The sequence below is a fragment of the Dietzia sp. JS16-p6b genome, assembly GCF_003052165.1.
Taxonomy (GTDB): Bacteria; Actinomycetota; Actinomycetes; order Mycobacteriales; family Mycobacteriaceae; genus Dietzia.
Genome location: NZ_CP024869.1, coordinates 2079652 through 2098626, shown reverse-complemented (window position 1 = coordinate 2098626; position 18975 = coordinate 2079652). Strand labels below are relative to the sequence as shown.

The 18975-nt window shown below is 71.8% G+C and carries 12 protein-coding genes and 3 pseudogenes; 11 read left to right on the top strand and 4 right to left on the bottom strand.

Annotation, left to right across the window (positions count from 1 at the left end; genetic code table 11):
- Positions 1-7 precede the first annotated feature (7 nt).
- Positions 8-1207, top strand: coding sequence for an acetyl-CoA C-acetyltransferase (locus tag CT688_RS09560; protein ID WP_107756712.1), 1200 nt, complete (start codon positions 8-10; stop codon positions 1205-1207).
- A gap of 35 nt (positions 1208-1242) precedes the next feature.
- Positions 1243-2172 carry a tetratricopeptide repeat protein gene (locus tag CT688_RS09555; protein WP_107756711.1) on the top strand — a complete coding sequence of 310 codons (930 nt, stop codon included), beginning with the start codon at positions 1243-1245 and terminating at the stop codon, positions 2170-2172.
- Between the two features lie 16 nt (positions 2173-2188).
- Here the strand turns inward: CT688_RS09555 and glgB are convergent.
- Positions 2189-4542: pseudogene (glgB, locus tag CT688_RS09550) on the bottom strand (1,4-alpha-glucan branching protein GlgB).
- 11 nt (positions 4543-4553) lie between these two features.
- Positions 4554-6572, bottom strand: a complete 2019-nt coding sequence (locus tag CT688_RS09545; RefSeq protein WP_107756710.1) for a maltotransferase domain-containing protein — start codon at positions 6570-6572, stop codon at positions 4554-4556.
- A gap of 152 nt (positions 6573-6724) precedes the next feature.
- Between CT688_RS09545 and CT688_RS09540 the strand changes: the two genes are divergently transcribed.
- Genes CT688_RS09540 through CT688_RS09530 form a run of 3 tightly spaced genes read left to right on the top strand, consistent with a single transcriptional unit; the run spans position 6725 to position 9602 of the window.
- Positions 6725-7567, top strand: a complete 843-nt coding sequence (locus CT688_RS09540) for an ABC transporter ATP-binding protein (RefSeq protein ID WP_107756709.1) — start codon at positions 6725-6727, stop codon at positions 7565-7567.
- Between the two features lie 17 nt (positions 7568-7584).
- Complete coding sequence (locus CT688_RS09535) at positions 7585-8364, top strand: NUDIX hydrolase (RefSeq protein ID WP_231750272.1); 780 nt, start codon at positions 7585-7587, stop codon at positions 8362-8364.
- 11 nt (positions 8365-8375) lie between these two features.
- The gene (locus CT688_RS09530) at positions 8376-9602 is read left to right on the top strand and encodes an SAM-dependent methyltransferase (protein WP_107756707.1); all 1227 of its coding nucleotides are present in this window, start codon (positions 8376-8378) and stop codon (positions 9600-9602) included.
- Here CT688_RS09530 and CT688_RS09525 read toward each other — a convergent pair.
- Entirely contained in the window at positions 9593-10963 is a 1371-nt protein-coding gene (locus CT688_RS09525; protein ID WP_107756706.1) for a PQQ-binding-like beta-propeller repeat protein, read from the bottom strand. The two genes, CT688_RS09530 and CT688_RS09525, sit on opposite strands and share 10 nt — an antisense overlap.
- A 169-nt stretch (positions 10964-11132) precedes the next feature.
- Here CT688_RS09525 and CT688_RS09520 point away from each other — a divergent pair, with 169 nt between their 5' ends.
- The 6 genes and pseudogenes from CT688_RS09520 (at position 11133) to CT688_RS09495 (ending at position 18191) form a co-directional block, all read left to right on the top strand.
- On the top strand, positions 11133-12764 hold the full coding sequence (locus tag CT688_RS09520) for an AMP-binding protein (RefSeq protein WP_107756705.1): 1632 nt from the start codon (positions 11133-11135) through the stop codon (positions 12762-12764).
- Positions 12765-12909: 145 nt separating this feature from the next.
- A pseudogene (locus CT688_RS09515) lies at positions 12910-13694 on the top strand (electron transfer flavoprotein subunit beta).
- A gap of 51 nt (positions 13695-13745) precedes the next feature.
- Entirely contained in the window at positions 13746-14696 is a 951-nt protein-coding gene (locus tag CT688_RS09510; protein WP_107756704.1) for an electron transfer flavoprotein subunit alpha/FixB family protein, read from the top strand.
- Positions 14697-14789: 93 nt separating this feature from the next.
- A complete protein-coding gene (locus CT688_RS09505; protein ID WP_107756703.1) occupies positions 14790-15986 on the top strand; it encodes a cysteine desulfurase family protein in 1197 nt (398 codons plus the stop codon).
- Positions 15983-17112, top strand: a pseudogene (gene mnmA, locus CT688_RS09500) (tRNA 2-thiouridine(34) synthase MnmA). Before CT688_RS09505 ends, mnmA begins: the two are co-directional and overlap by 4 nt.
- A complete protein-coding gene (locus tag CT688_RS09495) occupies positions 17109-18191 on the top strand; it encodes a cobalamin-independent methionine synthase (RefSeq protein ID WP_107756702.1) in 1083 nt (360 codons plus the stop codon). Before mnmA ends, CT688_RS09495 begins: the two are co-directional and overlap by 4 nt.
- Here CT688_RS09495 and CT688_RS09490 read toward each other — a convergent pair.
- On the bottom strand, positions 18124-18918 hold the full coding sequence (locus tag CT688_RS09490; protein WP_107756701.1) for an exonuclease domain-containing protein: 795 nt from the start codon (positions 18916-18918) through the stop codon (positions 18124-18126). The two genes, CT688_RS09495 and CT688_RS09490, sit on opposite strands and share 68 nt — an antisense overlap.
- Between the last annotated feature and the right edge of the window lie 57 nt (positions 18919-18975).

Genomic DNA, 18975 nt, shown 5'->3' with positions numbered 1-18975 from the left:
GTCCGCAATGCCCGCCGACTCCACCCGCACCGTCATCGTCTCCGGGGCCCGCACCCCGTTCGGCCGCCTCCAGGGCGGGCTGTCCTCGCTCTCGGCCCCGGAGCTCGGTGGCATCGCGATCAGCGCCGCCCTCGAGCGGGGCGGTGTCTCCCCGGACGCCGTCGACCAGGTGATCATGGGACAGGTGCTCTCCGCAGGAAACGGTCAGATGCCCGCTCGTCAGGCCTCGCTCGCCGCGGGCATCCCCAAGCGGGTCGACGCGCTGAGCATCAACAAGATGTGTCTGTCCGGACTGACCGCGATCGCGCTCGCCGATCAGGCGATCCGCTCCGGGTACTCCGAGGTGGTCGTGGCCGGGGGCCAGGAGTCGATGTCGCAGGCACCGCATCTGCTGCCCAAGAGCCGCGCCGGCTACAAGTACGGGTCGATCGAGGTCCTCGACCACATGGCCTACGACGGCCTGCACGACGTTCCGACCGACCAGCCGATGGGCGCCCTCACCGAGGCGCGCAACGTCGAGCTAGAGATCACCCGCGAGCACCAGGACGAGTTCGCCGCGACCTCCCATCAGCGTGCCGCCGCCGCCGCGGAGGCCGGCCGCTTCGCGGACGAGATCGTGCCGGTGACGGTCAAGGGCCGTAAGGGCGACACCGTCGTGGAGACCGACGAAGGGGTCCGTCCGGAGTCGACCGCGGAGTCGATGGGCAAGCTCCGCCCGGCGTTCTCGAAGGACGGGACCATCACCGCGGGATCCTCGTCGCAGATCTCCGACGGCGCCTCGGCGGTCATCGTGACCACGGCCGCGCGCGCGGAGGCCGAGGGGTGGCCGGTCCTCGCCGAGATCGTCGGGTACGGCACCGTCGCGGGCCCGGACTCGACCCTGCAGCACCAGCCGGCGGACGCGGTACTGGACGCGTGCAGGCGGGCGGACGTCGACGTGAAGGACATCGACCTGTTCGAGTTCAACGAGGCCTTCGCCTCGGTCGGACTGCACTCGACCCGCATGCTCGACCTGAGCCCCGACCAGGTGAACGTGAACGGTGGTGCCATCTCGATCGGTCACCCGATCGGCGTGTCGGGCAACCGCGTCGTCCTGACCCTCGCGCTCGAGCTCGCCCGCCGTGGTGGTGGCCTCGGGGCGGCCGCGCTGTGCGGTGGTGGTGGGCAGGGTGACGCTCTGTTGATCCGCGTGCCCGCGACCAGCTGACCCCCGATCGGACCGGCCGTGGCAGGATCGAAGGCGTGACGAGACCAGGTAACCGACCCCCGTCCGCGTCCGAGCAGAAGCTCGCGGCCTCCCTCGCCGGCGCCGTCGACCTGTCGGGGCTGAAGAAGCGGGCGGAGGCGAAGCGCGACCCCGTCGCCGCCGCCCGCACGTCCGGTGGGGGCACGGGGCCGGTGACCCTGGTCGAGGTCGACGAGGCGACCTTCGAGCAGGAGGTGTTGGTCCGGTCGACCCAGGTCCCCGTGATCGTCGAACTCATGTCCCGCCGGGCACCCACGGTACTGACCAGCCTGCTGTCCTCGCTGGCCGAGGAGGGGGGCGGTCAGTGGGTGCACGCGGTCGTCGACGTGGACTCCTCCCCGGGGATCGCCCAGGCGTTCCAGGCGCGGGCGGTCCCGACCGTCGTCGCCGTCGCGGCGGGGCGGCCGCTGGCGGATTTCGAGGGGGAGCAGCCCGAGGACGCCCTGCGTCAGTGGATCGCGGCAGTCCTCCAGGCCACGGAGGGAAAGCTCAGCGGAGTGCCCGGGTCCGCGGACACCGGGGAGCCGGACGATCCGGCCGACCCCGAACGCGACGCCGCCGAGGACGCACTCGCGGGCGGCGAGCTGGACACCGCGGAGGAGCGCTTCGCCGCGCTGGTGGACTCCCGCCCGCGGGACCACTCGCTCCTCGAGGCGCTGAGGTACGTGCAGGCCGCTCGTCGTGCGGCCGAGGAGGCCGATGCCGGCGAGGGCACGGTTCCCGCGGCCCTTCGGGCGGCCGACAGGGCCCTGGTGGGAGGAGAGTACGAGTCGGCGTTCGCGGTCCTCGTCGACGCGATCCGGGTGAGCGGGGGCGACGACCGGGCGGTGCTCCGGTCCCGGCTGGTCGATCTCCTCGAGTCGCTCCCGACGGACGACCCGCGGGTCCTGGACGCCCGCCGCAACCTCGCCAACGCGCTGTACTGAGGCGTCTCGCCCGCCGTCAGCGGGTGTGGCGCAACCAGATCGTGGCGCGGGGACCGACGGTGATGCCCGCCGAGTGCGTGCGGCCGTGGTGTGGCCGATCCTCGGCGTCGACACCGCCGAGGTTGCCGACACCGGATCCCTCGTAGGCCGCGGCGTCGGTGTTGAGGATCTCCTCCCAGAACCCGGCCTCGGGGAGACCGATCCGGTAGTCGTGCAGGGCGCTGCCCGAGAAGTTCACCACACAGGCGATGATGCTGCCGGAGTGATCCGTACGCAGGAACGACAGGGCGTTGTGGTCGGCGTCGTTGGCATCGATCCACGAGAATCCCGACGGGTCGTCGTCGAGCGACCAGAGGCCGGGGTTCTCCGCGTAGCGGGCGTTCATGTCGCGGACCGAGGCGAGGATGCCACGGTGGTACTCGCCCTCCCAGCCCTCGAGGTCCCCCAGGTGACGCCCTGTTCGTCGTTCCACTCGCCGACCTGGCCGAACTCCAGTCCCTGGAAGAGGAGCTTCTTGCCCGGGTGTGCCCACATGTAGGCGTAGAGCCCCCGCAACCCGGCCGCCCGGTCCCACGAGGAACCCGGCATGCGCTGCCACATCGATCCCTTGCCGTGCACCACCTCGTCGTGGCTGAGCGGGAGCACGAAGCGCTCACTCCAGGCGTACATCAGCGAGAACGTGATCTCGCCGTGGTGGTGGCCCCGGTAGACCGGGTCGAGTCCGACGTACCGCAGGGTGTCGTTCATCCACCCCATGTTCCACTTCATGGAGAACCCGAGCCCGCCGGTCTCGGTCGGGGCGGTGACGCCGCCCCAGGAGGTCGATTCCTCCGCGATCATGAGGAATCCCGGGTGCTCCCGCTGCACGGTCGCGTTGACCTCCTGCAGGAACGAGATCGCCTCGAGGTTCTCCCGCCCGCCGTAGCGGTTGGGGGTCCACTCGCCCTCGTTGCGCGAGTAGTCCAGGTAGAGCATCGAGGCCACGGCGTCCACGCGCAGACCGTCCACGTGGAACTCCTCGGCCCAGTACAACGCGTTGGCGACCAGGAAGTTCCGGACCTCGTGACGGCCGAAGTCGAAGACGTAGGTGCCCCAGTCGGGCTGTTCACCGCGGCGGGGGTCCGCGTGTTCGTAGAGCGGGGTGCCGTCGAAGCGGCCGAGGGACCACTCGTCCTTGGGGAAGTGTGCGGGGACCCAGTCCATGAGCACGCCGATGCCGCGCGAGTGCAGGTGGTCGACCACATAGCGCAGGTCGTCCGGTGATCCGAAGCGACTGGTGGGGGCGTAGTAGGAGGAGACCTGATAGCCCCAGGAACCGCCGAAGGGGTGCTCGGCGACGGGCATGAGTTCGACGTGGGTGAAGCCGGTCTCGGCCACGTGGTCGGCCAACTGGTGGGCGAACTCCCGGTAGCCCAGCCCCGGCCGCCAGGAGCCCACGTGGACCTCGAGTACCGTCATCGGGGACCGGGAGTGGTCACGGGTCGCGCGGGTGGACACCCACTCGTCGTCGTTCCACGCGTACCCGGACGTGAAGACCCTGGACCCTGTCGCGGGCGGCACCTCGGTGGCCACGGCCAGCGGATCGGCGTGGTCGACGGTCCGGCCGTCGGCGCCGCGGACGCAGTACTTGTAGACCGCGCCGTCGGCGACGTCGGGGACGAACACCTCCCACACCCCGGAGGCGCCGATCGCGCGCAGGGGCAGGGCGACGGGGTTCCACCCGCAGAAGTCGCCCACCACGCTGACTCCCCGGGCGTTCGGGGCCCAGACGGCGAACGACGTGCCGGTGACAGGACCGCCGGGGGTGTCGTACGTGCGGACGTGCGCCCCGAGGACGGTCCACAATCGCTCGTGACGCCCCTCGTTGATCAGGTGGAGGTCCATCTCGCCCAGGGTGGGCAGGAACCTGTACCCGTCCGCGACGGTCCGGGTGTGTCCGTCCGGGTAGGTGACGTGGAACCGGTAGTCCGGGACATCCGGCTCGTCCATCATCGCCCCGAACACGCCGTCGCCGAGCGGTTCCATCGGGACGGTGCGGGAGCCGAGCACGATCTCCACCGAGGTGGCGCCGGGCTGCATGGTCCGCACGACGGAACCGCCGCCGGCCCGGTGGGCACCGTAGACCGAATGCGGGTCGCGGTGGGTCCCCGAGCGGAGCGCGTCGAACTCGTCGCGGGGGATCTCGCCCGCCGGACCCACCGGTGCGGTCGGAGCCGAGGTCCGGCCCGACGTATCCCGGGCGAGGTCCTCCGGCGTCCGCCAGGTGGCCGCCGTGTCGACGGGTGGAGGAACCCGGTCGGGCGTGGTGGTGGGCCTGCCGGTGGCGGGTCTGCCGGAGGCGGGTCGACCCGCGCCGTGGTGCTTTGCCATGCCGTTGTCCCTCAATCCACGATGTGCGTGCGGTAGGTCAGTTCGACCCTACGTGCTTCGTCGCAGGGTGGGACCACGACGATGTGCGCGACCGCCGTCCACGGCTCGAGTCGCACGTAGTTGCTCGAGCCCCAGTGGAACTCGCTGCCGGAGACCTCGTCGTGGACGCTGAACCGGGCGTCGTCGTCGTATCCGAGGGCGGCCATGTCGAGCCTGAGGGTGCCCTCCTGCACCCCGTGTGAGTCGAGGGAGACGACCGTCAGGACGCAGTCACCGGTGGCGGGGTCGATCTTGGAGTAGGCGATGATCTGATCGTTGTCCACGTCGTGGAAACGCAGTGTGCGCAGCTGGTGGAGGGCGGGGTGCTCCCGACGGATCCGGTTCAGGGTCCGCAGCCACGGGGCGAGCGACTGGCCCGCCGCCTCGGCGCCGGCGAAGTCGCGGGGCCGGAGTTCGTATTTCTCCGAATCCAGGTACTCCTCGCTGCCGTCGGCGACGGGTTGCCATTCGAACAGCTCGAAGCCCGAGTACACACCCCACGCCGGGCTGAGCGTGGCCGCGAGCGCCGACCGGATCGCGAACATCGCAGGACCTCCGCGCTGCAGCGACTCGTGCAGGATGTCCGGGGTGTTGGTGAACATGTTCGGCCGGGCTTCATCGACGTGCGCCAGCAACTGCTCGCAGAACTCGATGAGGTCGGACTTCGTGGTCTTCCATGTGAAGTACGTGTAGGACTGCGAGAAACCCCGCTTCGCGAGCCCGAACAGACGGGCCGGGCGGGTGAAGGCCTCGGCGAGGAAAAGCACGTCCGGCTCGGTGCGCTTGACCTCCGCGATCAGGCGGCTCCAGAAATCCGCGGGTTTGGTGTGCGGGTTGTCCACCCGGAAGATCCGTACGCCCAGGGAGGTCCACAGGCGCACCACCCGGAGCACCTCGGCGTAGATCCCCTCGGGGTCGAGGTCGAAGTTGACGGGGTAGATGTCCTGGTACTTCTTGGGTGGGTTCTCGGCGTACGCGATGTGGCCGTCGGGGAGCACCGTGAACCACTCCGGGTGGGCCTGCGCCCACGGGTGGTCCGGAGCGCACTGCAACGCCAGGTCCAGGGCGATCTCAACGCCGCGAGAGGTGGAGTACTCGACCAGTTCGCGGAAATCCTCGATCGTGCCGAGGTCCGGGTGCACGGCATCGTGGCCACCGTCCGCCGAGCCGATGGCCCACGGCGACCCGACGTCCCCCTCCTCCGGGGTGAGGGAGTTGTTCCGGCCCTTGCGGTTGATCACCCCGATCGGGTGGATCGGAGGCAGGTAGACGACGTCGAAGCCCATGTCGGCCGCGTGGTCGATGTAGCCGCGCGAGGTCGCGAAGGTGCCGTGGACCGGCCGACCCCGCTCGTCCCACCCGCCCGTGGAGCGGGGGAAGAACTCGTACCAGGAGCTGAACTGGGCCTCACGGCGGTCGACCCACACGCGGTGGGTCTGACCGGGCGTCACGAGCTCGCGGACGGGCCCCGCGGCCATCGCGGCCGCGACCTCGCCGGACAGCGCCAGCGACGTCCGTGTCCCGGCGTCCCCGGTGCCGCGGAGCGCGGTGGCCGCCTCCGTCAGGAGCGCGGCACGGTCGGTGTCGCCCGACGCCGCCGCCTGCGCGGCACCGGCGTCCAGGACCCGCGCGCCCACCTCGAACTCGTTACCCAGGACGTCGGCGCCCTGGCCGGCGTCCATCTTCTTGACGATGCCGCTGTTCCACGTGGCGAACGGGTCGGACCACGCCTCGACGCGGAACGACCACATCCCGGGGGCGTCGGTGGTCAGGAGCGCGTGGACGGTGTCCGCCTCCTTCCCGGGGACCATCGTCGTGCGGGAGGAGGCGCCACCGGGTCGGCGGACCACCAGGCTCGCCGACAGCGCGTCGTGGCCCTCCCGCCACACGGTCGCCGAGATCGGCAGCACCTCACCCACGACCGACTTGGCGGGGAACCTCCCACAGGAGACCAGGGGGCGGACCTCGTCGATGGCCAGACGGTCGTTCACGTCGGTGCTCCTCTCGGCTGCGGGCTCCGGGGTGTGGACGCCTCTACGACACGACGCTATCGAAGCGGGCGCCGATCCGGCAGGGGCGTGGCGTGGGTGTTCACGCGCTCGTGCCGTGTTCCTCGGCACCCGGCCACCGGGGAGGGGGTTAGATGGGGGTCGTGAGAACGCCTATCGAGACCGACCCCGACCTCGTCCTGGATCTGACCGACGTCTCGCTCCGGAGGGACGGGCGGACGCTCGTGGGACCCGTCACCTGGCAGGTGGAGCTGGACGAGAGATGGGTCGTCCTGGGGCCCAACGGTGCGGGCAAGACCTCGCTGCTGCGCATCGCCTCGGCGCTCGAGTACCCGAGCACCGGCTCGGCGGTGATCCTCGGTGAGCAACTGGGTCGCACCGAGGTCACCGAACTCCGGAGCCGGGTGGGGTTGTCGTCCGCCGCGGTGGCCGGCCGGATCCCGGGCGACGAGGTGGTCGAGGACCTGGTGGTCTCCGCCGGGTACGCCGTGTTGGGGAGGTGGCGGGAGGCCTACGACCGGGCCGACTTCGACCGCGCGGCGGACACCCTGGAGATGATCGGGGGCGAGCACCTGGCCGACCGCACCTGGGGGACCCTGTCGGAGGGCGAACGCAAGAGGGTGCTGATCGCCCGCGCGATGATGACCGATCCGGAACTTCTCCTGCTGGACGAACCCGGAGCGGGCCTCGATCTGGGTGGCCGGGAGGATCTGGTCGCCCGTCTGGCGGACATGGCTCTCGACCCCGACGCCCCGGCCACGGTGCTGGTGACCCACCACGTGGAGGAGATCCCCCCGGGTTTCACCCACGCGATGCTGCTCTCGGAGGGCGGGGTGACGGCCACCGGGTTGATCGACGACGTGATCACCTCCGAGAACCTCAGCCGCGCCTTCGCACAGTCGATCGTCGTCGACGCCATCGACGGACGGTTCTTCGCCCGTCGGGCGCGTCGGTCCGGCCGGCACCGGCGTCCATGAGCCGCGTCTGCGACCCCGTGACGACCTCACCCGCGGACGTCCCGGTCCGCGAGGCCGCCACGGTGGCCCTGGTGCGTGACGCCCGAGTGGGCGGGGGAGTCGAGGTGTTCCTGCAGCACCGCGTGGCCACCATGCAGTTCGCGGCCGGTATGTCCGTCTTCCCCGGAGGCGGCGTGGAACCGCGTGACTACCGGGGCTCGAGGCCCTGGCGGGGCCCGGATCCGGGCTGGTGGGCCGAGGCGTTCGGGATCGACGACGCCCGCGCGGCCGCGGCCGTCCGGGGCGTGGTGCGGGAGCTCTTCGAGGAGACCGGTGTGCTGCTGGCCGAGCCCGACCAGACGGTGACCGACCAGACCGTGACCGGCCGGAGTGCGTCCGACCCGGCGGCGACCGGGCGGCCCCGTCCCGGTGGCGCACCCGGTCCCGGACCCGAGGAGCGCTGCGCGCTGGCAGCGGGGGAGGGCGATCTGGACTCGCTTCTCGGGGAACACCGGCTGATCCTGTCCGCTCACCTGTTGCGTCCGTGGGACCGCTGGACCACCCCGCCGGGACCCCCCCGCCGGTACGACACGCTGTTCTTCGTCGCCGCGGTGCCGGCGGGTGTGGAACCGGACGCCGGCACGAGCGAGGCGCGCGCGGCGGGATGGATGCGCGCCGACGACGCCGCGACAGCGGGCACCCTCGGACGGTTGGGCATGCTGCGGCCGACCCTCGACGTCCTGGCCGGTCTCGCGGCGGCGGCCGACGTCTCCGAACTCCTCGCCACGACCCGGTCCATCGCGCCGGGCGGCAGGTAGGTGGTGGGCCGGTGACCCCGGAGGACCTCGACTTCCTGCTCACCACCGCCGGCCGGGACCTGATCGAGCTGACCGCCGGGTTGGACTGGTCCCGTGACCGCCTCGTCGCCTCGACGGCCGCCGTCAGGAGGGCCGACGCCGGCCACGCCGCCGCGGCGATCGACCTCGTCACCGCGCGCCGCCGCGCGGACGGTCGCATCCGGGGGGCGGACCGGATGCTCCTGACGGAGGACGCGGTGCAGCAGGCCACCGCCTGGCCCGTCGCCGCACTGCGGGCCGCGCGGTTGGCGGGTCGGGACGTCCACGACGTCACGTGCTCGGTGGGGGCCGAACTGGGCGAGCTGGTGCGGACCGCCGACCGCGTCGTCGGTTCCGATCTCGACCGGGTCAGGGCCCGGATGGCCGCGCACAACGTGCCGGACGCGCTGGTGTGCGTGGCGGACGCCCTCGCCCCGCCCAGCCGCGACGCCGTGCTGCTCGCCGACCCCGCCCGACGGTCCGGCGGCCGCCGGATCCACGACCCCGGCCGGCTCAGCCCACCGCTGCCGGACCTCCTGGCCGTGGCGCGCGGCGCGGACTACGCGATCAAGTGTGCGCCCGGTCTGGACACCTCCGGTCTCGACCACCCGGGGGAGGTCGAACTCGTCTCACTGGACGGGTCGGTGCGCGAGGCGTGTCTGTGGTCGACGGGCCTGTCCGGCCGGGCGCGGCGCCGCGCGACCGTGGTGCGCACCACCGGGGCCGGCGCGCCCGCACCGTGGGGGGCACCGCGGCTGGTCGCGGACGGCCTCGCGGTCCATGCGGAGGTGGTGACGGACGAGGACGACGACGAGGTCGACGCCCACGGGGAGGCGGACCGGTTCATCGTCGATCCCGACGGGGCGGTCGTCCGGGCCGGCCTGGTGCGGCACTGGGCCCGCCGTCACGGGCTCCGTCAGCTCGACCCCCGGATCGCCCACCTGACCGGGCCCCACATCCCGGCCGGTTACACGGGGTTCGAGGTGCTGGAGCGGTGCCGGCTCGACCGCAAGGAACTCCGGAAGGTCCTCAGGCGCCGGGACTGCGGGTCACTGGAGATCCTGGTCCGCGGGGTGGACACGGACCCGGACGTGCTGCGGCGGTCCCTGGCCCCGGGCGGCTCCCGCCCGCTCGCGCTGGTGGTGACGAGGATCGGCAGGTCCGCCGTGGTGTTCGTGTGCGGGCCGCGGACCGATCAGCCCGCCGGCGTTCACTCGTAGAGATAGACCGCACCGACCGCGGTCGTGAGCGCGATGCGGCCGTCGTCGTCCACACTCAGTCCGGAGACCGGACCCGTGGCGGCCGGGACCTCGATCTCGTGCAGGGTGCTGCCGTCGTCACCATCGATCAGGAGCAGGGCGATCCCCGGCTCGTCGTCGCTCCCGCCCGACCTCACCGCCACCAGCACCCGTCCGTCGGCGGTGGCGGCGGGGTTGGTGAGCTGGCGCAGGTCGTCGCGCCGCCACACCTCACCCCCCTGCCCGTCCTCCCCGCGGACGGCCACCACGGGCGCGGGGCCCGCGTCGGCGGCGTGGTCGTCGTCCTGACCCCTCCACACGGTCGAGGTGCGACCACCGGTCACCAGCGTGCCGTCCGGCAGCAGGGCGGGGGGCGTGTCGGGTCGGTATCCGATCGGGGAGGACCACACGGGTGACCCGTCGGCGGTCGAGTAGGCGGACAGGGCGCCGTCCTCGGAGTGCAGGTAGACCTCGTCCCGGTCGTCCGACAGGACCACCGGGACCCCGAGCCGCCCCTCGGGGAGCCCGGTGCGCCACAGCACTTCCAGCCGCCCCGCGTCCCCCGCGGTGAACTTCACGGCGACCAGGTCGGGGGCCGGGGCCCCTGGTGCCCACGCGGTGAGATAGGCGGTCCCGGTCGCCGTGTCGACCGCGGCCGGGCCGGGCACGGGACAACCGCGTTCGCCGATGCCGCACCACGGCGACCCGAACCCCGGATCGGACGGTGCGATCTCACCGGCGACCGGCAGCTCGGACGAGGCGTCCAGCCCGGTCTGTGTGTTGATCACCCGGACGATCCCCAGGTGGGAGATCGTCAGGAGGTTGCGGTTGTCGAGCAGCGTGATGGTGGTGGGGATGCCCCTGGTCCGGGCGAACCACCGGTTCTCACCCTCCGCCGACACCGCACCCACCCCGCCGTAGAGGGGAACGAAGAGGGACCCTCGGCCGTCGACGGTCGCGGTGATGCGCGGTCCGTGCGTCGGTAGGCGCAGGCACCACCGCTTGCGTCCGTCGTCGGCGGTGAGTGCGAAGAGGTTGCAGCCCTGCTCGGAGACGGTCGCCTGGAAGAAGGAGCCGATACCGTCCGAACCGGCGACCCCGGTCGCGGGCGCCCCCAACGGTCGTGACCAGACCAGCGTCGGAGAATCGGAGACCGATGCATGCGCGCGTCCGGAGTTCGGGGGGCCGCCGGCGACGGACGACCAGCTCTCGGCCTGCTCCAGGCGGGCGCCACCGCTCTCGGTGTGGGACGCGCACCCCGCGGCGAGCCCGACCGCGACAGCACCCACCAGCAGAGCCCGTACGGTCGGTGCGGCCCGCCGCGGAATCGATGCCGGTGCCACCTGGAGGTCCCCTTCACGTCAGATCGTCACGGGAGAGCGTAGTCCGAGGGGCGGCGCCGGGGGGACCGGGGCGCAATCCGCCGGTGCGCGAGACCGGCCGCGGTTACCGTGACCGTGATCACCCGAGACCGGGTCACCGGACGACCCCACGAGAGGCGGACCCCGCGCGATGGCAGCCAGTTCTGGACTCGACACCGCTCTCACACCCCTCGGCTTCCTGGAGAAGGCCGCGAGCGTGTCCCCTGACGCGACCGCTGTGGTGGACGGGCCCCGCCGGCAGAGCTACGCCGAGTTCGCCGACCGGACCACACGCCTGGCCTCCCTACTGCGGATGCGCGGGGTCGCCAGGGGAGAGCGCGTCGGGGTCCTCGCCCCCAACTCCGCCGAGGCGCTCCTGGCGCAGTTCGCGGTCCCGCTCGCCGGCGGAGCGGTCGTGGCGCTCAACACCCGTCTCGCGCCGCCGGAGGTCTCCTACATCGTCGAGCACGCGGGGATCTCGGTGCTCATCGCCGACGCCGGACTCCTGGACGGGCTGGGGAACGAGATACCGGAGTCGATCAGCCTGATCCTGGTGACCCCCGACGCCGACGGCACCCAACCGGACCCCGCCCGCTTCGGCCCCCGCGCCGAGGCACTGGAGGAGAGCCTCGCGCTGGCCTCCCCGCAGCCGGTGTCGTGGACGGTGGAGGACGAGGACTCCGTCATCGCCGTCAACTACACCTCGGGGACCACGGGACGCCCGAAGGGCGTGATGTACACCCACCGTGGCGCCTACCTCAACGCGCTCGGAGAGATCATCACCCAGGGGCTCGACGCGGACTCCCGCTATCTGTGGACGCTCCCGATGTTCCACTGCAACGGCTGGTGCACCACGTGGGCCCTGACCGGCGCGATGGGCACCCATGTGTGCCTGCGCGCCGTCCGGGGCGAGGAGATCTGGAGACTGTTCGACGAGGAGGGGATCAACCGCCTCGCCGGCGCCCCGGCGGTGTTGAGCACGATCGCCGACGATCCGGCGGCCCGGCCGGTGGAGGGGATCCGCATGGTCACGGCCGGTGCGCCGCCCTCGCCCACGATCCTGCGACGGTTCGAGGACCTGGGCATCGACGTGACGCAGGTCTACGGACTGACGGAGACCTACGGGCCGTTCACGGTGTGCACGCCCCAGCCCGGGTGGACGGAGCTGGACCCGGACGAGCGGGCCAGCCTGAAGTCCAGGCAGGGCGTGGCGATGATCCACGCCGAGACTGTCCGGGTGGTCGAGCGGACCAGCCCCGGGGAGAAGCACCTCGTGGACGTCCCCGCGGACGGTGTGACGATGGGGGAGGTCGTCATGACCGGCAACGGGGTGATGAAGGGGTACTTCGCCGACCCCGAGGCCACCGCCGCCGCGTTCGCCGGCGGGTGGTTCCACTCGGGCGATCTCGGGGTGATGCACCCGGACGGGTACGTCCAGCTGCTCGACCGGGCCAAGGACGTGGTGGTCTCCGGAGGCGAGAACATCTCGACGATCGAGGTCGAGCAGGCGATCGTGGCGCACCCCGACGTGGTCGACTGCGCCGTCGTCTCGATGCCCGACGAGAAGTGGGGAGAGCGCCCCAAGGCCTACGTCGTGGTCAGGCCCGGGTCCGGACTCGACGAGGACGGTGTGATCGACCACTGCCGGACGAGGATCGCCCGGTACAAGGTGCCGGGGGCGGTGGAGATCACCGAGGCCCTGCCACGGACCTCCACCGGCAAGGTCCGCAAGAACGAACTGCGCGACGCGGCGTGGGCGGGGTGGGACACGCGCATCAACTGAGACGCCCGCCCCTGCGCTACTGACGGCCCCGCTCCTGCGGTGAGGGCCCGGGTGGCGTTATTGTTGTCCCCAGGACCACAATCCGGTGCGCCCGGTCAGTTCGGAACGCACCCAGCCCCGACTCGCAGGAGGTCGACGCAGGCCCATGACGAACATCGTCGTACTGATCAAGCAGGTTCCGGACACCTACTCGGAGCGCAAGCTCTCGGATGGGGACTTCACCCTGGACCGCGAGGCCGCGGACGCGGTCCTCGACGAGATCAACGAGAAGGCCGTTGAGCAGGCACTCCAGATCAAGGAGGCCGAGGGGGCGAGGTGACCGTCCTGACCGCCGGTCCCGACCGCGCCACCGAGGCGATCCGCAAGGCCCTGTCGATGGGCGCGGACAAGGCCGTCCACCTCAACGACGAGGCGCTCCACGGCTCGGACGTGGTCCAGACCGCGTGGGCCATCGCCAACGTGCTGGGCACCATCGAGGGCACCGAACTGGTCATCTGTGGCAACGAGGCCACCGACGGCCGCATGGGCAGTGTCCCGGCCATCATCGCCGAGTACCTGGGCCTGCCGCAGGTCACGCACATGCGCACCCTCGAGGTCTCCGGCGGGACGATCAAGGGCGAGCGCGAGACCGACGAGGGCGTCTTCGAGATCGAGGCGTCGCTGCCGTGCGTCGTGTCGGTCGGCGAGAAGATCAACGAGCCGCGGTTCCCCTCCTTCAAGGGCATCATGGCCGCCAAGAAGAAGCCGGTCGAGGTCCTGACGCTCGCCGACACCAACGTCGAGCCCGGCCAGGTGGGCAAGGACAACGCCGCGTCCACCGTGATCTCCTCCGTCCCCAAGCCGCCGCGCAGCGCCGGTGAGAAGTTCAACGACGAGGGCGAGGGCGGCAACGAGGTCGCCAAGTACCTCGTGGCGCAGAAGCTCATCTGATCGCGCTCACCCCGAACGACTCCCACCACAGTTTTCCAAGGAGAATCCACCATGGCTGAAGTCCTCGTCGCGGTCGAGCACGTCGACGGCGAACTCAAGAAGGTCACCCTCGAGCTGCTCACCGCCGCACGTGCGCTCGGCGAGCCGTCCGCCGTCGTGTTCGGTGAGACCGGCACCGCCGCGGCGCTCACCGACGCCCTGAAGGAGGCCGGCGCGGAGAAGATCTACGTGGCCGAGGGCGACGCGGTGCAGAACTACCTCGTCACCCCGAAGGTCGACGTCCTCGCCGGGCTCGCGGAGCAGGGCGCGGCGGCGATCGTCCTGGCCGCCACGTTCGAGGGCAAGGAGGTGGCGGGTCGGCTCGCCGCCCGCACCGGCTCCGGCACCCTCTGCGACGTCGTCGAGATCAAGTCCGACGGCTCCGCCGTCCACTCGATCTTCGGCGGCGCGTTCACGGTCGAGGCGACCGTCGCCGGCGACACGCCCATCTACACGCTGCGTCCGGGTGCCGTCGAGGCCGTGCCCAGCGCCGGTGCGGGTGAGGTCGTCGAGATCGACGTCCCCGAGCCCGAGAACGCCGCCAGGGTGATCTCCCGCAACCCGATCGTCGGCGGCGACCGTCCGGAACTCACCGAGGCCACCGTCGTCGTCGCGGGTGGCCGTGGCGTGGGGTCGGCCGAGAAGTTCGAAGAGGTCGTGGAGCCGTTGGCGGACTCGCTCAAGGGCGCGGTCGGTGCGTCGCGTGCCGCCGTCGACTCGGGGTACTACCCGGGTCAGTTCCAGGTCGGTCAGACGGGTAAGACCGTCTCGCCGCAGCTGTACATCGCCCTCGGCATCTCGGGCGCCATCCAGCACCGTGCCGGAATGCAGACGTCCAAGACGATCGTCGCCGTCAACAAGGACGAGGAGGCCCCGATCTTCGAGATCGCGGACTACGGCATCGTCGGCGACCTGTTCGCTGTCGCCCCGCAGCTCACCGAGGCCATCAACGCCCGTAAGTGAGGGCGGCGTCACGGCGTCGAACGGCATCCACCGGACCCCGGCACCCCTGCGGTGCCGGGGTCCGGTGCGTTCGGGCGTATTCTTGCCGACGTCATGCTCACGATCCGCACAGCGCACTATCTCGACCACGCCGCGACCACCCCGATGCGTCAGTCGGCTCTGGCCGCCTATGTCGAGGCCGCCGCGAGCGTCGGTAACGCCTCCTCTCTGCACGGAGCCGGCCGGCACGCGCGGCGTCGGCTCGAGGAGGCCCGCGAATCACTGGCCGCCCACCTCGGCTGCAGGCCCTCCGAGGTCGTGTTCACCTCCGGGGGGACCGAGTCCGACAACCTCGCGGTACTGGGTCAGGCTGCCGCCTCGAGCGGCGACGTCGTGGCCGTCGGGGCGACCGAACACCACTCGGTTCTCGACTCCGCCGCGCACCTGGCCACCTCACGCGGCGGGGGTATGGACGTCCGTGTGCTGCCGGTGGATCGGTGCGGGGCCGTCGCGCCCGACTCGGTCCGCGGTGTGCTGGACGAGGTGGGGGAGCGCCTGGCCCTCGTCGCCGTCATGCTCGGCAACAACGAGATCGGCACCCTCAGCGACGTCGCCGGGGTGGCGGCCGTCGCCACCGCCGCCGGCGCGGCGGTCCACACCGATGCGGTACAGGCCGTCGGACACATCCCGGTCGACTTCGGCGCCCTCGGTGTGACGTCCCTGAGTCTGTCCGCCCACAAGTTCGGTGGCCCCCTCGGGGTCGGAGCGCTCATCATCGACCGCGGCGCCGCGTGTCTCCCGGTGGGCTTCGGCGGAGGCCAGGAGCGGGATCTCAGGTCCGGGTCGGTGGACGTCCCGGGGGTCGTCGCGATGGCCGCTGCCCTCGACGAGGCCGTCCGGGACATGGAGGCCGAGGCGATCCGCCTGGAACGCCTGCGGGACCGGTTGGTCGCGGGCGTCCTCGCCACGGTCCCGGACGCCGTGGCCAACGGAGGTGGGCAGAGGCTGCCGGGGATCGCCAATCTCACCTTCCCGGGCTGCTCCGGGGAATCCCTGATCCTGCTGCTCGATGCCGCGGGGATCGAGTGCTCCACCGGCTCGGCGTGTACGGCGGGGGTGGCCGAGCCCAGCCACGTGTTGCTCGCCCTGGGCGCGGGGGACGCGGCCGCGAGGAGCAGTCTCCGACTGAGTCTCGGCCACACCACGACCGAGGAGGACGTGGAGGCGGCGATCGCCGCCCTGGCCCCTGCGGCCGAGAGGGCCCGCGTCGCGGGCCTCGGGTTGATCGGCACCGGGGTGACGACGTCGTGAGGGTCCTCGCCGCCATGAGCGGGGGAGTCGATTCCGCCGTCGCCGCCGCACGAGCCGTGGCCGCCGGTCACGAGGTGGTGGGTGTGCACCTCGCCCTGAGTGCGGACCCGGCGACGCTGCGGACCGGTTCCCGCGGCTGCTGTTCGCGTGAGGACGCGGGTGACGCACGCCGGGTGGCTGATCTGCTGGGCATCCCGTTCTACGTGTGGGACTTCGCGGAGCGGTTCAGGGCGGACGTGATCGACGACTTCGTCGAGTCGTACTCCCGGGGCGAGACCCCCAATCCGTGCCTGCGGTGCAACGAGCGGATCAAGTTCGAGGCCCTCCTCGACCGGGGGATGGCGCTCGGGTTCGACGCGGTGGCCACCGGACACTATGCCCGCCTGTCCGTCGAGGCGACGGACTCGGGCGAGTCGCGCCCGGTCCTGCGCCGCGCGGTCGATCCCGGCAAGGACCAGTCCTATGTCCTGGGTGTGCTGACCCCTCGACAACTCGCGCACTCGATGTTCCCGCTGGGGGACTCCTTCAAGTCCGAGGTCCGGGCCGAGGCCGAGTCGTCCGGCCTGCCCGTGGCGTCCAAGCCCGACAGTCACGACATCTGCTTCATCCCCTCCGGTGACACCCGTGCCTTCCTCGGCGCGAGGATCGGGCTGCGTCCCGGCGCGGTGGTCGACGCCGACAGTGGCGACGAACTGGGCAGGCACGACGGTGTGTACGGGTTCACGATCGGGCAGCGCAAGGGACTCGGGTTGCCGGGGCCGGCGCCCGACGGCCGACCCAGATACGTGACGTCCATCGACGCGGACTCCGGGACGGTGACCGTCGGGGGTCGGAGCACCTGCTGTCCCGGGCGATGACCGCGTCCTCGCCGTACTGGTTGGTGGACGAGAGTATCCGGGAGACCGCGTGCCACGTGCAGATCCGTGCGCACGGAGAGGCTACTCCGGGATACGTCAGACGGGTGGGGGACGGTCCGGACGCCCGGTTGGAGATCTCGCTCGACGAGTCCGTGCGCGGGGTCGCCGCCGGCCAGGCCGCCGTGCTCTACCGACCCGAGCCGGACGGCGACCGCGTTCTGGGAAGCGGCACGATCACCGCCTCCGTCCCGGTCGCGACCACTCCGTGACCACCATCGTGCCGGGATTCACCGGCCCGGGCCCCATGCGGGGAACGGATCCCCGGGAGGCCGCGAGGGTGGTGCTCGGTGAATGCCACCGGATGCCGTTCCTCCCGGAACTCGCCGACCGGGGGCTCGGAGCCGATCAGGTGGGCAGGACCCTGGCCATGCTCGCCGATCTCCCGGTCGACATCTCCACCCGGGGCTGGCGCCTCGCGGGCTCACCGGGGCGACCCGCCCGGACGGCGTCCGACCTGCTCGACCGTGACCTCGACGCGCTGGAGGAGGCAGACGAATCGGTGAGGGATCCCGAGGTCGACCGCGCCTCGGAGGACCGTCGCCTCGTGGTGCGGGTGCTGGGCCCCTGGTCGCTCGCCGCGCGGGTGGAACTGCCCGCCGGGTCCCCGGTCCTCACCGATCGCGGGGCCCGGAGGGATCTCGCCGAGGCACTAGCCGAAGGGGTGGCGGCGCGCGTCACCCGGCTGGCTGCACGCCTGGGCGCCGGTGCGAGGATCGTGCTCGACGAGCCGATGCTCTGGCACGTGGCGGCCGGCTCCGTCGCGGGACCGAGCCGATTCGACCCGATCCCGGCGGTGGCCGAGGACCGGCTGTCGCTGTCCCTCTGCCGGTTCGCCGACGTCCTCCGGCGCAACGGGGTGGCGGAGGTGATGCTCCGCGTCCAATCGGGTGGTGGGGACGAGGCGCCCGCCAGATGGGCCGCCATCACCCGTACCCCCGAGGGTGAGACCCCCCTCGACGGGCTCTGCGTGGCGGCCGACACACTCCACTCGGGTGGCTCCCATGCCGCTCTCGATGCCGCGGGGACGGTCCTCGACGGCGGGCGGATCCTCCAGCTCGAGGGACTGCCCGGGTCGACGAGGCCCCCGTCGTCCGGGCCGGAGGTGGAACATCGTGTCGCCGCGATCCTGGAGCTTCTCGAGCGTCTGAGCGCACCCCGGTACGCGGTTCTGCGACAGGTGGTCCTCACCCCGACCGTCGACGACATGGTCTCGCCACACCTCACCCCAGGGGAGGTACTGGGGTCTGTGCGTCGGGTGGCCGAGGCCGCGCCGCGCCTGGCCGAGTAGTCGGTCCCGGGTCGGCTGGTCCCGGGTCGGGCCGGTCGAGGGCGACCGGCCACTGCGTGGTGACATCCGAGGCGTCCTTGCCCGACTTCTCGAGGTAGGCGGCGAAATCCCGCTGTCGCGCCTCGTGCCACAGCGCCTGCTGTGCGTTGACCGCACGCCAGTCCGCACCGGCCAGGTCGGGGAGCGAGCCGAGAAGCTTCCACGCCAGGCGGGCCGCCGCGAGCGCGTCGGCACCGGCCTCATGTGCACCGTCCACCCTCACGCCGTGGTGCGCGCACAGGGCCCCGAGGGTGCGCTTGCCCCGCCGGTACGGGTCTACCGCGCGGTCGATGACGAACGGGTCGACCACCGGCCCGAGCACCTCGAACGACGGGTCCCACCTCTTGAGGATGGTGAGGTCGTACGCCGCGTTGAACACCACCAGGGTCCGTCCCTCCCGCCACCCCGTCCGGACGCCCGCGATGGTCTCGGCCACCACCTCCGCATGCGGACGTCCGTGGGTGCGGGCCCGGGCGGTCGTGATGCCGTGGACCGCCGTCGCGCCCTCCGGGATGTCGATCCCGGGATCGGCCAGCCAGGTGCGTTCCACCTTGCGGGGTCCGTCGATCGCGAGGAGGGCCGAGGTGACGACGTGCGCGGTCCGGGGATCCGGCCCGGTGGTCTCGAGGTCGAAGGCCAACAGCCGGTTCCGATCGGGTGGGGCGGCGGTCGTGATCTCCGGGTTCATGCGGTCACCGTAGGCCGTCGCCCCGACATCGCGGGCCCGCGTCGGATTACCCTGTGC